Raw genomic sequence first — 14,509 nt, forward strand, 5'->3', positions numbered from 1 at the left:
CGGCACTATAAGGCAGACCGACACAACATCAATTGTTTATTTATTTCAATTACTTACAAGGATACAACGGTATACAATCCCGCTATCTTATTGATTCGGCTCCCATAGCTCGATGGGATTGCCTTCAGGATCGTGGATGCGGGCGAATTTCCCGACCTCGCTGTCCCACTCCGGGTTCGTCTCGACGGTGATTCCGGCGTTCTGTAGTTGGTTGATCAACGCGCTCAGGTCATCAACACGAAAATTGATCATCCATTGCTGCTCGGAGCGGCCGAAATACTCGGTGTCCTGCGCAAAGGGTGCGAACACCGTATATCCTTCCCGCTGCTTCCAGGGCACAGGATCGTAGTGATTGACGCCCAAATGCTTCTCATACCAAGCACTCAACGCCTGCGGATCACGGGCCCGAAAGAATATCCCGCCAATTCCATTTACCTTCTGCATGGTCTGCCTCCGACTATCCCGAACACTCGCCAAGTTTAACACAGCCCGCTTGCTTCATATGGCAAAAAAACCTTGAGGGGGTTGAAGGCAAGCCCCATCTCATCACAAAAGAAAAGGGCGCCCTCAGGCGCCCTTTGCAATCAGATTGTCCCTTCTGATCAATCGATCATGGGCAGCAGCTTGTCCAGGCTCGCTTTGGCGTCGCCATAGAACATGCGGGTGTTCTCCTTGAAGAACAGCGGGTTCTCGATGCCCGAATATCCGGTGCCCTGACCACGCTTGGACACAAACACCTGCTTGGCTTTCCAGCATTCCAACACCGGCATCCCGGCGATGGGGCTGTTCGGGTCTTCCTGCGCCGCAGGGTTCACGATGTCGTTCGAGCCGATGACGATCGCCACATCCGTATCCGGGAAATCGTCGTTGATCTCGTCCATCTCCAGAACAATGTCATACGGCACCTTCGCCTCGGCCAGCAGCACGTTCATGTGGCCCGGCAGACGACCGGCAACGGGGTGGATCGCAAAGCGCACCTCTTTGCCTTTAGCGCGCAGCTTGCGGACCAGTTCAGAGACCGACTGCTGCGCCTGCGCCACGGCCATGCCGTAGCCGGGGATGATGACGATACTATCTGCATCATTCAGCGCCGCCGCGACACCATCTGCCTCGATGGCGATCTGTTCACCCTCAACAGCCATCTGTTCACCCTGCGGGCCACCAAAGCCGCCCAGAATTACGCTGACAAAGTGACGGTTCATCGCCTTACACATGATGTAGGACAGGATTGCACCAGACGAGCCCACCAATGCACCAACCACGATCAGCAGGTCGTTGCCTAGCGAGAAGCCGATGGCCGCAGCCGCCCAACCCGAATAGCTGTTCAGCATCGACACAACCACCGGCATGTCGGCCCCGCCGATGCCCATGATCAGGTGATAGCCGATGAACAGCGCTGCCAGCGTCATCAGGAACAGCGGGAAGAAACCGCCCGAATTGGTGTACCAGATCAGGCAGATGAACGACAAAGCAGCCGCACCCGCGTTCAGAGCATGACCGCCCGGAAGCTTGGTCGCCGCTGAGGTCACCTTGCCCGCCAACTTGCCATAAGCCACGACCGATCCAGTAAAGGTGATCGCACCGATGAAGATACCGAGGAACAGCTCAACATGCAGGATCGCCAGTTCGGCCGCGGTCTTCTTGGCGATCAGCTTGGCGAACGCCCCCAGATCGGACAGGTCTGCCTGAGACGCACTGTCAGCAATCGCCATGACTTGTGCCACATTGCCGATCTCGAAATGGGCATTGAATCCCACGAACACAGCCGCGAGACCCACCAGCGAATGCATCGCGGCCACAAGCTGTGGCATCTCGGTCATCTGGACGCGCTGCGCCACGTACTGACCGATCAGACCACCGCCCGCGATCAGCAGCAACGACAGCAGCCACAGGCCTGAACCCGGACCAACCAGCGTCGCAAAAACCGCGAGCGCCATACCAACAATGCCATACCAGACCGCCCGCTTGGCGCTTTCCTGGTTCGACAATCCACCCAGAGACAGGATGAAAAGGACAGCCGCAACGACATAGGCGGCAGTAGTGAAGCCAAATTCCATTTGCCCGGCCTCCTTAAGATTTCTGGAACATGGCGAGCATGCGCCGGGTTACGAGGAAGCCGCCGAAGATGTTGATTCCGGCCATGAAGACGCTAAGCGCTGCCAGCAGAATGACAAGGAAAGATCCTGATCCGATCTGCATTAAGGCCCCAACGATAATGATCGACGAGATCGCGTTGGTGATCGCCATCAGTGGTGTGTGCAGGCTGTGGCTCACATTCCAGATCACCTGGAAGCCCACAAAGATCGCCAGCACAAAGACGATGAAATGCTGCATGAAGCTGGCCGGAGCGATCAACCCCACCAGCAACATCAACGCACCGCCGACGCCCAGCAACGTGAACTGTTGCTTGGTCTGCGCTTTGAAGGCCGCGATTTCCTGCGCCCTTTTCTCTTCCGGTGTCAGTTCCTTGACCTCGGCCTTAGGCTGTGCCGCAATCGCCTGCACCTTGGGCGGAGGTGGCGGGAAGGTGATCTCGCCTTCATGGGTCACAGTCGCGCCACGGATCACGTCATCTTCCATGTCGTGATTGACCTTGCCGTCCTTCTCGGGTGTCAGGTCAGCCATCATGTGACGGATATTGGTCGCGTAAAGAGACGATGACTGCGCCGCCATCCGGCTGGGGAAGTCGGTATAGCCGATAATGGTCACGCCATTGTCGGTCACGATCTTCTCATCCGGCACCGTCAGTTTACAGTTACCGCCCTTTTCCGCTGCAAGGTCAACGATGACCGAACCCGGCTTCATGCTTTCGACCATATCTTTGGTCCAAAGCTCAGGTGCCTCACGGTTGGGGATCAGCGCCGTGGTGATGACGATGTCCATCTCGGGTGCCAGTTCCCGGAACTTGGCAAGCTGGGCGTTGCGGAATTCTTCCGACTGGACCGATGCGTAGCCGCCAGTCGATGCACCGTCCTGCTGTTCTTCCTCAAAATCCAGATAGACGAACTCAGCCCCCATGGATTCGACCTGCTCGGCCACTTCGGGGCGCACGTCGAACGCGTAGGTGATCGCACCCAGCGAGGTTGAGGTCCCAATCGCGGCCAGACCAGCCACACCAGCACCAACGATCAGCACCTTGGCAGGCGGTACCTTACCGGCCGCCGTCACCTGACCGGTGAAGAAACGGCCAAAGTTGTTGCCTGCCTCGATCACAGCACGGTACCCGGCGATATTGGCCATCGAAGACAGCGCGTCCATCTTCTGCGCGCGCGAGATACGCGGGACCATCTCCATCGCGATCACGGTCGCGCCCTTGGATTTGGCGGCCTCCATCCCATCTTCATTTCCAGCCGGGTTAAAGAAGGAAATCAGAGTCTTATCCTTGGTCAGACGCTTCAGTTCGGTGGCATCGGGCTGACGCACCTTGGCAATAATATCCGCCGCCTTCCAAAGCGAGGCGGCGGTCTTCATGACCTCAACGCCTGCGGCTTCATAAGCGGCGTCCGAAAACCCCGCAGCAGCGCCTGCGCCCTTTTCGATCAGGCACTCATAGCCCAGTTTCTGCAACTGCACAGCCGAGTCCGGAGTCATCGCGACCCGGTTCTCGCCCTTGTACGTTTCCTTTGGCGTCCCAATTTTCACCAGTCGGTTCCCCCTAATTTTTGATTCAGGCCAGGTGGGTGTTCGGCATAGAATGACAAGCAGACATGTATCCTGCGCAAGATTATTTCGCAAGCGCAGCAATTATGACGCTGTGTCATGATGACCACACCCTTATATCCATCGTCTGGTCTTGCGTTCATACCGGGCGAAATCGGCGCGGAATGTGCGGCGCAGACGGTCTTCCTCGGGTATGATAAAGCGGCGTTCCAGCACCCAGACAAAAACCGGGATCAGCACCAGCGACAACACCGCGTCAAAACGCAGGATCAGCCCGGTCAGGATCAGCACATCGCCCACATAGATAGGATTGCGGCTGCGCTTATAAATCCCGGTCTGCACCATGGTCGAGGGTGTTTCGTGCGGAAAGACCGTGGTTTTGTGCCGGCGGAACTCGATTACCGCCATCACGGCCAGAATGATACCGCCACCGATCAGTATGCCGCTGAGCAGATCTGTCACCGCCCCATCCAGAGACAACCCCAGCGGCAACACGCGGGCCTGGACCCAGGCGAGCAAGGCAAAGCCCACAAGCCAAACAGGTGGTATGTCGATCAGGCGCATGGCTGTCCCTTCACGCGGCGACACATGGTGGCAGATGTCGCTTCTGATCGCTCTCCTATCGTTTTCTGACCGCATTGGCAAAAGCGCAGGGTGTCGCATCGACCCAGGGCGCTGGACAACCCGCACCAATAGACAGACACAACGGGATCAGATAGCCAGTTACAACCTGACTGTTTCAGAAAGACAAAGCCTCGCCATGACCGATTTCGCCAAAACCAAATCCATGTTTCACCTGCCCGAGGGCGTTCTTTATCTCGACGGTAACTCTCTGGGCCCGTTGCCGAAATCAGCCGGTGACCGTGTCGGAAGCATGATGAAGGACGAATGGGGTCAGTTGCTGATCACCGGCTGGAACAAAGCCGGGTGGATGGGCATGCCGACCGGCCTGGGGGATCGGATCGGACGGCTGATCGGGGCAGAGCCCGGCAGCGTCGTGGTGGGCGATACTCTGTCGATCAAGGTTTATCAGGCGGTCGCCTCAGCGCTGGAGCTGAACCCGACCCGCAAGGTCGTCCTGTCGGACAACGGCAATTTCCCGTCGGATCTTTACATGGCAGATGGACTATTGCGATCACTGGGAACGGATTACGAACTGCGCGTGGTCGATCCCGAAAACGTCGCTGCACATATCACCGAAGAGGTCGCCGTTCTGATGCTGACCGAGGTCGATTATCGTTCCGGCCGTATGCATGACATGAAGGCTTTGACCGAACTGGCCCACGCGAACGGTGTCGTGACCGTCTGGGACCTTGCCCATTCTGCGGGGGCAATCCCGGTCGATCTGTCCGGTTGCAACGCGGATTTCGCTGTTGGCTGCACGTATAAGTACCTCAATGGCGGTCCCGGTGCGCCAGCGTTCGTCTATGTCGCTCCGCGTCTGTCGGATCGCGTGCGCCCGGCGCTTTCGGGCTGGTTGGGGCATGAAGCCCCCTTTGCCTTCGATCTCGACTATCGCCCCGGCGCGGGAATAGAGAGGATGCGGGTCGGAACCCCTCCGGTCATTCAGATGGCAGCGCTGTCGGCAGCGATGGATATCTGGGACATGGCTAAAATGGCCGATGTGCGCGCCAAGTCTATCGAATTGACCGAATTGTTCATAACCCGGGTTGAGGCTACCTGCCTGGGATTGACACTCGCAAGCCCCCGCGATCCAGCCCAGCGCGGAAGTCAAGTCTCGTTTCATTTTGATGAAGGTTACGCTGCCATGCAGGCTTTGATCGCGCGTGGCGTGATCGGCGATTTCCGAGCGCCCGATATCATGCGGTTTGGCTTTACACCGCTATATGTCGATGAAGGGGATGTAGAACAGGCCGCCCAAATTCTGGCCGATATCATAACCAACAATCTGTGGGACAAACCGGAATACAAAGTTCGTCTGCGCGTCACCTGACCTCAAGCGCCGCGCCCAAAAGCATGGCCAGTTGCAAAATGCCTTGTTCGAACTCTTCAGCGCTGGAGGCTGTCATCTTGACGCCCTTCAGCGATGTGGTGATTGTCTTTGCGGCCTCATCCGGGCCGACAGGCAAATGCGCGCGACCTGCCGCATCCTCGCGCCGTAACCATTCGGCGTAAAGTCGCGTCAATTTGGCCTCACCCTCCTGAACGATATCCGTCGACATGGATTTGGTCGCGTCCAGCATTTCAAGCCCATGAGGTGAGGCCAAAATATCAGCCATCCCGCTTGATTGCGCCTCGATCGCCTGCGCGAGGATCTGAGGCAAAGGACCTTCGCTGGCCAAGGCTTCAGCGACTAGGGTGACTTTCTCGCCATAATAAAACTGCGTCAGTTCGCGAACGATGGCCTCTTTATTCTTGAAATGCAGATAGACCGCAGGCCGGGACATCCCTGCCCCTTTGGCAATGTCATCCATCGAAGTTTTCTTAAACCCATAGGTCGCAAAGGCCTGAAATGCCGATTTCAGAATGGCCGCTGTCTTGGAATCTTCACTTACACTCGTCATGCGAGAACCTCTGACACTTCTTGTTCATTTTGTCAATTGACAAGCTGACACATTTCATTAATTATGTCAGAAACCAGCCAAAGCTAAGAGAGGTGCGCCATGGCGACGGCCCTTAAGATCAACGGAAAGACCCATCAGGTTGATCTGCCTGATGATGTGCCCTTGTTATGGGTTCTGCGTGATGAGGTTGGACTAACCGGTACCAAGTTCGGCTGTGGTGTGGCTGCCTGCGGTGCCTGCACCGTTCATATTGATGGTGAGGCCGTGCGGTCCTGCCAGGTAGCGCTCTCGGATGTTTGGGGTGATGTCACCACGATCGAGGGGCTTGGCACGCCTGACGCCATGGCAACGATCCAGAAGGCCTGGGTTGACCACCAAGTGGCGCAATGTGGTTACTGCCAGTCGGGCCAGATCATGCAGGCCGCATCGCTACTGGCTGAAAACCCGGCCCCAACGGACGAAGACATCGACGATGCGATGCAAGGCAACCTTTGCCGCTGTGGCACCTATCCTCGCATCCGCGCGGCCATCCATGATGCCGCTGCCAAGTTGAAGGAGGCTTGAGCCATGGGACGTATCGGTAAAATCGTTCGCCGCACATTCCTGATCGGATCTGCCGCCATCGTAGGTGGAGTGGCCTTCGGTGCCTACTACGTCACGCGTCCAGCTGCGAACCCGCTGAAACCGCGTGACGGGGAAACCGCGCTTAGCCCCTTTGTTCTGATCGACCAGCAGGGCGTGACCCTGTTCGCCCCCCGCGCTGAAATGGGTCAGGGCGTTATGACCACCTGGGCAGCACTGATCGCCGAGGAGCTGGATGTTGAGCTGGACGAAATCCGTGTGCTGCACGGACCTGCTGCTGCCGCCTATTACAACCATGCTCTTATGGGGGAAAGCCTGCCAGGCAAGGGCTATGACATCTCGGATTTCCAGCACAATCTGGGTGAGGCACTGGGTGTTCTGGGCAAAACGTTAAGCCTGCAGGTTACCGGCGGCTCAACCTCGATGAAAGACGGGTTCGAACGGATGCGGATGGCCGGCGCTACTGCGCGAGAAACCTTGAAGCAGGCTGCCGCGGACCAACTGGGGGTCGATCGCGATCAACTCATGACCGAAAATGGTGCTGTGGTTGCCCCGGATGGCACGCGCATTCCCTATAGCGAACTGGCCGAGGCCGCAGGCCAGATCGAACCGCCCGAGGTTTCCCCGCGTGATCCGTCCGAATGGCGTTTGATCGGCAAATCCCTGCCCCGCGTCGACATTCCGGGCAAATCCACCGGCACCGCCACCTTTGGCATCGACGTGCGCCCCGAGGGCCTGAAATTCGCCTCGGTCCGCATGAACCCCAAGCTGGGCGGGGCAATGAACGACTTTGACGCCAGTGCTGCAGAAACCATGCCCGGCGTTGAAAAGATCGTCGATCTGGGCACGGGCGTCGCGGTGATTGCCAACAACACTTGGCTTGCCATGCAGGCGGTCGAGGCGATTGACGTGGATTGGGGCGATGCCCCCTATCCGCCCGATACTGATGCGGTATTCGCGCAAATTGCCAAGGCGTTTGATGACGCCCCGAACTCGACCATGCGCGATGAAGGCGATGTCGAAACGCTTCCTGAAGGTGCCACCGAGATTACGGCAGAATATACCGTGCCCTATCTGGCCCACGCCACAATGGAACCGATGAACGCCACGGCGCTCTATACCAGTAACAAGCTGGACCTGTGGTGCGGCAATCAGGCCCCGACCCTGATCCAGATCCGCGCAGCCAACACCGCCGGTCTAGATACCGAAGCGGTTGAGATTCACACCACCTATCTGGGCGGCGGTTTCGGCCGCCGGGGCGAGTTGGATTTCGGCGAGATCGCCACAAAGGTCGCCATGGCCATTCCAGGCACCCCTGTGCAAACGACGTGGAGCCGCGAAGAGGATATGCGTCACGATTTCTACCGCCCCGGCGCGATGGCGCGCATGCGAGGGGCAGTGAAGGATGGCAAGGCCGTTCTGATCGACGGCAAGGTCGCCTCGCAATCGCCGACCCATCAGGCGGTTGAACGTGTTACGGGTTTCTCAGGCGGTGGCCCCGACAAGGTTCTGGTTGAGGGATTTTTTAACCAGCCCTACGCGGTGCCCAACTACCGCATGAGCGGTCATGTCGCCGATCTGGCCGTGCCGGTGGGCTTCTGGCGCTCGGTCGGCAACAGCCATAATGCCTTCTTCCACGAAACCTTCCTTGATGAAATGGCCCATGCCGCCGGGCGCGACCCGCTGGAGTTCCGGCTGGAGCTGGCAAGGTCCGAGTTCGCCCCGGCTGCGGGGTGCCTGGAGGCCGTGAAAGAGATGTCAGGCTGGACCGGCAAAACCCCCGATGGTGTCGGACGTGGCGTGGCAATGGCCTACAGCTTTGGCACCCCGGTCGCACAGGTGATCGAAGTGGTTGACGATGACGGCACCATCCGCATCAACAAGGCCTGGATCGCCTGCGATGTCGGCTTGGCTTTGGATCCGGCGACGGTCGAGGCGCAGATGATCGGCGGCATGATCTACGGATTGTCTGCCGCCGTTCAAGAAGAGATCACCTTTGCCGATGGTGAGGTCGAACAGTATAATTTCCCGGATTATGATGCGTTAAGGATGCAAAGCACACCGATCACGGAAGTCCGGATACTCGAGACCAACAAACATCTGGGCGGTGTCGGTGAACCGGGGACACCGCCGTCGATGCCCGCTTTGGGCAACGCGCTGTTCGACCTGACCGGCCAACGCGCGCGCAGCTTGCCGCTGAACAAGAAGTTCGACTTGCTCGTATGATCAATTTGCGCCGACCCGGCTCTGGGTCGGCGCTCGCTCTTTCTGATGGCCTTAGAAGTTGACAGAGAGAAAGATTGCAGCTTCCGTCGCTTCAAAATCACTTTCGAACATGTCGAGATATCCGATTGAAGCCTCCAGAAACACCGTCTTGCTTGTGCGTCCTCTCACACCCAAACGGGTTGACCAAACAACATCATTGTCAGTGTTTGCAACTGTTCCACCCCCTAAGTTCTCGCGTTCAAACCAATAGGTCGCGCTGAGCGATGCATAAGGTGAAATGACAGAGCTGCCATTGAAGAACGGACGACTTACTTCGACCTCGGGCGTTAGGGCACTGTATTTTGCTTCTTGGATTTCACCAATAAACTCGGCTGGATTTCCCAGATACGTCCCGGTGAGATCGTAATCCTCGGCACTGTAATTATAGTAATCAAACGAGATCGACGGACGAATTAAGTAAGCTCCAGCCTCATATTGTCCGATTGCCTCGAGATTCGCGCGCCAACGGGTGCGATCAAAATCACCGCTCAGCTCCAGCACATCCACATCCGTGGAGAAGCGACCGATCGTGGCGAGACCGTTTAGAACCCACCTCTCAGACATCCGCCAGGCGAAATAGGGTCCGATCGCGAATCCCGAAGTATCCTGAGAAAACTGCCCCTGAAAGCCGTCCAGCTGAGTGTTTTCGTATTCAAGCTGCAAACCAAGCACGAGGTTTTCTTGGACAAGACGGTCGATCCCAATTTCGAAAAAGCTGTCGTTCACATCCAGTTCGCTGTTTCCACGGGTGTCTTCAATGTCTGTGTAGGTGAAATTGGTCCATACATTCCAAACAGATTCTGGCCCAAACTCGCGCCCCTCCGTCAGCGGAGGGCCGACAACCGGATCGCACAAGGCAGGGTCAAGCTTACCCGTCGCATCCGCCACGCAGGCTTTGTCATCGCCCGAAGGTCGCCCCCTTACGTAGAGCGGATTAACGGGTCGACCTGTCTCGCCTATGTTGCCAATTCCACCGCCCGACCCTCCGGAACCGCCACCAGAGCCACCACCGGATCCGCCACCAGAGCCACCACCGGATCCGCCCGAGCCGCCGCCGCCGCCGAAGCCACCCCCGGAACCGCCGCCTCCAAAGCCGCCCCCGCCTCCGAATCCGCCACCTGATCCACCCGAGCCGCCGCCCCCAGAGCCACCGCCAGAGCCACCGCCGGATCCACCCGAGCCGCCTCCGTTTCCTCCCCCGCCGCCACCATTGCCACCACCCCAACCCGGCAGCGTCCAATCTCTTTTTTGGTTTTGCGTATCGATCAGACAGTCGCGCCCATTTGGTGCCCCTCCGCGTTTGAACAGACGATGAACGCCCCCTGATCCATTAGATACGAAGGGAGACAAGCTTAGATGAACTCCGGGCCGAGATCGGCTCCAGGTATCAACGGTCGTGTTGCCCTGTGCAGCTTCCAGACGAAAAGCGCCGCTTTCCGTCTGCGATAACCACAATGAGGATGAAGAGTCAGGTGTTCGCCCGATGTAAAGCAGGTCTCCGGCCGAGCTGCATTGTTGCGCATGCCCAGCAGTTCCCAGGACCGCCAAAAAAAGTGCCGCAGGAACGAATTCTCTTAAACCGCGAGGGTACTTTCCTGAAAAGCTGTGCATGAACTGCTCCGAACCCAGTCAGATTTGAATATGGCCAAGGGTATCTCGGCGCAAATTCGCGGTTCAGGGAAGATATCCAATTATCTTTTTATTCGAATGTTGCCGGTAAACCTTAGAACGATCTATCGACAGATTAGCGTGACTAAGCAGACTGCCGGATCGCCCCGACCGTTTTCGCGTTTTTCCAATCGTATACGGCGCGACCAAATTCCTTGAACAATGGCCGCGAAACCGGGTCATTCGCCGCGTCCCATTCAGGGTGCCATTGGACCGAAAGGGTAAAGCCGGGGGCATCCTCGACATAGATCGCCTCGGGCGTGCCATCAGGCGCGTGGCCATCGATCACCACATTCTCGCCCAGCGTCTTGATCCCTTGTCCGTGTAACGTATTGGTCATCACTTCGGCCGCGCCCAGCAGGCGGTGGAACACTCCACCTTCGGTTAGCGACACGACATGGCGCAGAGCAAACTTCTCCTCCAAAGTGCCGTCGGGTGGCATCCGGTGGTTCTGACGCCCCGGGAGGTCACGAATCTCAGGGTAGAGCGTACCACCCAAGGCGACGTTTACTTCTTGAAACCCGCGACAAATCCCAAAGAACGGCTGACCCCGCTCAGCACAAGCCCGGATCAGAGGCAGCGTGATTGCATCCCGCGCGCGGTCAAACTCACCATGCGCCTCGGTTGCGGGCTCGCCATATTCTTCGGGGTGAACGTTCGGACGGCCGCCGGTCAGCAGGAAGCCGTCGCAAACCTCGAGCAACTCATCAACCGCTACATAACGCGGGTCGGCGGGGATCAGTAGCGGCAGACAGTCAGACACGTTCGAGACCGCCTCGGAATTCATCGTTCCGCCCGCATGGGTCGGATACTGATCATTCATCAGATAAGAGTTGCCGATTATTCCAACGACGGGGCGCGCCATTCCAAGTCCCTTGTATCGCTCATTTCCTGCAAAACCTATCGGCAGGTTTGGCCGCGCGCAACGGCACAGACCCTGCATGGTAGCGCAAGCGCGTGTTCAGCGACGCACATCCCTGATGAAGTTCGATAAAGGGGTCAGATCTCGCCCGTCAACCCAGCGGCTTCGATACCTGCCAACGCGGCCGCTGCGTCATTATCAGAAGTGTCGCCGGTTACACCAACGGCACCAACCACCGCACCCTTGCGGTCACGCAGCAGCACACCGCCAGGAACCGGAACAACCTGACCGCCATAAACCCCGTTCACGGCCGCCATGAAATAGGCCTGCCCTTCGGCCCGCTGCATCTGCGCGGTGCCCGCCATACCTAGCATTACCGATCCGTAAGCCTTGCCATGTGCGATTGCAAAACGCCCCGGCGCGGCGCCATCTTCGCGTTCGAACGAGATCACGTGGCCTCCGGCGTCCAGGACAACAACCGAGAGCGGTTTCAGCTCCATCTCGCGCCCTTTTTCCAGAGCTTTCCGAATGATGGTCCGCGCTTTGCGCAATGAAATGTTCATGCCCGATCCTTTTCATCTGGCCAAAAATACCTTCGGGGGAGCACGAGGGGGCAGACAGCCCCCTCGTACCTGCCGTTGCCCCTAGCTCAAACTTGCCTTCAGTTCCAGGCGACGGGCGTGCAGCACAGGCTCGGTATAACCCGAGGGCTGCACCCGCCCCCGGAACACCAGATCACAAGCCGCCTGAAACGCCACCCCGTCAAAACCCGGTGCCATGGGCCTGTAGGCCGAGTCTCCTTCGTTCTGACGGTCCACTACCGCGGCCATTTTCTGCATCGCCGCCATCACCTGTTCCTGACTGACCACATCGTGATGCAACCAGTTGGCCAGCGCCTGCGAAGAAATCCGACAGGTCGCGCGGTCCTCCATCAGTCCTATGTCGTTGATATCCGGAACTTTCGAGCAGCCAACACCCTGATCAATCCAGCGCACAACATAACCCAAGATTCCTTGTGCGTTGTTTTCGATCTCACGGGTGATCTCACCAGCGCTGAGATTACGACCGCCCAGCAGAGGTATGGTCAGCAGATCATTCAACGTACCACGAGCCCCATCAGCAGCCAATTCATCCTGGCGCGCCAACACATCGATCTTGTGATAGTGGGTTGCATGAAGCGTTGCCGCAGTAGGTGACGGCACCCAGGCGCAGGTTGCACCGGATTGCGGGTGGCCGATCTTGGTCGCCAGCATGTCCGCCATCCGATCGGGCATGGCCCACATACCCTTGCCAATTTGCGCTCTGCCTTTCAGGCCGCAGACCAGTCCGATATCCACATTGCGATCCTCGTAAGACGCAATCCATGGCGTATCCTTGATATCGCCCTTCGGCAGCATCGGGCCTGCTTCCATAGAAGTATGAATCTCATCCCCCGTCCGATCCAGGAATCCGGTATTGATAAAGGCCACGCGCGATTTTGCGGCCCGGATGCATTCCTTGAGGTTGGCCGATGTGCGCCGCTCTTCATCCATAATGCCCAGCTTCACCGTATTGCGCGGCAGGCCCAGGATGTCCTCGACCATGTCGAAAATCTCGACCGAAAACGCCACCTCCTCGGGCCCGTGCATCTTGGGTTTGACCACATAGACCGACCCCTTGACCGAGTTCCCGCCCTCGCGCTTCAGGTCATGCATGGCGATCAGCGTTGTGCAGAGCGCGTCCATCAAACCTTCACCAATCTCGCGCCCTTCGGCATCCAGCACTGCGGGGTTCGTCATTAGATGGCCCACATTTCGCACCAGCATCAGCGACCGACCTTTCAGAGTGGCTGGCGTGCCATTCGGAGCCATGTAGGCCAAATCCCCAGCAAGCTTGCGCGTGAAGGTTGTGCCGCCTTTCGTAACCTCTTCGGTCAGGTTGCCGGCCATCAAGCCAAGCCAGTTTCCATAGGCCAACACCTTGTCGGTCGCGTCGACACAAGCAACAGAATCCTCGCAATCCATGATGGTCGAAAGCGCGGATTCCAAACGGACATCAGAAATACCTGCAGGATCGGTGGCGCCAATTGTGCTATGCGCATCAATCTTGACTTGAATGTGCAACCCGTTGTTGCGCAGCAGTACAAACTCCGGTGCTTCAGCTGCGCCAGCGTAGCCTGCGAACTGAGACGGGTCGGCGAGCTTCGGCATCAGCGCACCGTCCTTAACGCTTAACCCGGAGACCTCCGCCCAGGACCCGTCGGACAGCGGCACAGCTTTATCTAAGAACGCCTTGGCCCAGGCGATGACCCGCGCACCGCGCCCGGCGTCATAAGCCTTGCCTGTCGGCAGATCGCCTAACGCATCTGTTCCATAAAGCGCATCATATAAACTGCCCCAGCGCGCATTTGCGGCATTCAACGCAAAGCGCGCGTTGGTGATCGGCACTACCAATTGCGGTCCGGGGATTAGCGCGATTTCAGGGTCGACATTGGCTGTCTCGATCTCGAAATCGTCGCCTTCCTCTACCAGATACCCAATCTCACGCAGAAAAGACTGATATTCAGCCGCGTCAATGGGCAACCCCCGCCGCGCCGCGTGCCAGCCATCGATCCGGCCCTGAATGTCAGCCCGCTTGTCCAGCAGCGCCCGGTTTTTCGGCCCAAGCTCATTGGCCAAGCGCGCCAGACCCGCCCAGAAATCAATTGCCGAAACTTCCGTGCCCGGCAGCGCCTTCTGTTCGATGAAATCCACCAGAACCGGGTCAATCTGCAGCCCGTTGCGGGTCTCTCTGCTGCTCATATTCCGAATCCCCTACGATTGTGTGCCATTGTATGCGCTCCCCAATTAGGGCGTTCGTTTCCGATAGGCAACTTCTGTCCCGACATGAGGGGCATTTGACCCAGCGCGAACCGTCTCAAATGAACAGCGGCAATGGCACATCGGTTGCAGCGTCCGCGCGAAGCCCA

12 protein-coding genes are annotated in these 14,509 nt (G+C 58.0%); 3 read left to right on the forward strand and 9 right to left on the reverse strand.

Annotated features, from left to right (window positions below):
* Positions 1-87 precede the first annotated feature (87 nt).
* From ACR0DE_RS16820 to ACR0DE_RS16835, 4 genes are all read right to left on the reverse strand, one after another.
* Positions 88-444 (reverse strand): VOC family protein, encoded by a 357-nt coding sequence (locus tag ACR0DE_RS16820; protein ID WP_170663823.1) that lies wholly within the window; start codon positions 442-444, stop codon positions 88-90.
* A gap of 158 nt (positions 445-602) precedes the next feature.
* Complete coding sequence (locus ACR0DE_RS16825; RefSeq protein WP_480754376.1) at positions 603-2,057, reverse strand: NAD(P)(+) transhydrogenase (Re/Si-specific) subunit beta; 1,455 nt, start codon at positions 2,055-2,057, stop codon at positions 603-605.
* Positions 2,058-2,070: 13 nt separating this feature from the next.
* The gene (locus ACR0DE_RS16830; protein ID WP_170397119.1) at positions 2,071-3,642 is read right to left on the reverse strand and encodes a Re/Si-specific NAD(P)(+) transhydrogenase subunit alpha; all 1,572 of its coding nucleotides are present in this window, start codon (positions 3,640-3,642) and stop codon (positions 2,071-2,073) included.
* A 132-nt stretch (positions 3,643-3,774) separates the two neighbouring features.
* Positions 3,775-4,224 carry a methyltransferase family protein gene (locus ACR0DE_RS16835; protein WP_170397122.1) on the reverse strand — a complete coding sequence of 150 codons (450 nt, stop codon included), beginning with the start codon at positions 4,222-4,224 and terminating at the stop codon, positions 3,775-3,777.
* 196 nt (positions 4,225-4,420) lie between these two features.
* On the opposite strand from ACR0DE_RS16835, the gene kynU reads away from it, so the two are divergent.
* Positions 4,421-5,614, forward strand: a complete 1,194-nt coding sequence (kynU, locus tag ACR0DE_RS16840) for a kynureninase (RefSeq protein ID WP_480754655.1) — start codon at positions 4,421-4,423, stop codon at positions 5,612-5,614.
* On the opposite strand, the gene ACR0DE_RS16845 is transcribed toward kynU, so the two are convergent.
* Positions 5,607-6,185, reverse strand: coding sequence for a TetR/AcrR family transcriptional regulator (locus ACR0DE_RS16845; RefSeq protein WP_223117758.1), 579 nt, complete (start codon positions 6,183-6,185; stop codon positions 5,607-5,609). The two genes, kynU and ACR0DE_RS16845, sit on opposite strands and share 8 nt — an antisense overlap.
* Positions 6,186-6,284: 99 nt before the next feature.
* On the opposite strand from ACR0DE_RS16845, the gene ACR0DE_RS16850 reads away from it, so the two are divergent.
* Positions 6,285-6,749 carry a (2Fe-2S)-binding protein gene (locus tag ACR0DE_RS16850; RefSeq protein ID WP_170397127.1) on the forward strand — a complete coding sequence of 155 codons (465 nt, stop codon included), beginning with the start codon at positions 6,285-6,287 and terminating at the stop codon, positions 6,747-6,749.
* A gap of 3 nt (positions 6,750-6,752) precedes the next feature.
* Positions 6,753-8,993, forward strand: a complete 2,241-nt coding sequence (locus ACR0DE_RS16855) for a xanthine dehydrogenase family protein molybdopterin-binding subunit (protein WP_480754378.1) — start codon at positions 6,753-6,755, stop codon at positions 8,991-8,993.
* Positions 8,994-9,044: 51 nt separating this feature from the next.
* Here ACR0DE_RS16855 and ACR0DE_RS16860 read toward each other — a convergent pair whose 3' ends face one another.
* From ACR0DE_RS16860 to ACR0DE_RS16875, 4 genes are all read right to left on the reverse strand, one after another.
* Positions 9,045-10,382 (reverse strand): autotransporter outer membrane beta-barrel domain-containing protein, encoded by a 1,338-nt coding sequence (locus tag ACR0DE_RS16860; RefSeq protein WP_480754380.1) that lies wholly within the window; start codon positions 10,380-10,382, stop codon positions 9,045-9,047.
* Positions 10,383-10,785: 403 nt separating this feature from the next.
* Positions 10,786-11,565 (reverse strand): gamma-glutamyl-gamma-aminobutyrate hydrolase family protein, encoded by a 780-nt coding sequence (locus ACR0DE_RS16865; RefSeq protein ID WP_170397133.1) that lies wholly within the window; start codon positions 11,563-11,565, stop codon positions 10,786-10,788.
* Positions 11,566-11,699: 134 nt separating this feature from the next.
* Positions 11,700-12,125 (reverse strand): GlcG/HbpS family heme-binding protein, encoded by a 426-nt coding sequence (locus ACR0DE_RS16870; protein ID WP_170466015.1) that lies wholly within the window; start codon positions 12,123-12,125, stop codon positions 11,700-11,702.
* 81 nt (positions 12,126-12,206) lie between these two features.
* Positions 12,207-14,342 carry a malate synthase G gene (locus tag ACR0DE_RS16875; RefSeq protein ID WP_480754381.1) on the reverse strand — a complete coding sequence of 712 codons (2,136 nt, stop codon included), beginning with the start codon at positions 14,340-14,342 and terminating at the stop codon, positions 12,207-12,209.
* Positions 14,343-14,509 lie beyond the last annotated feature (167 nt).

Source organism: Ruegeria sp. C10, from assembly GCF_056537805.1.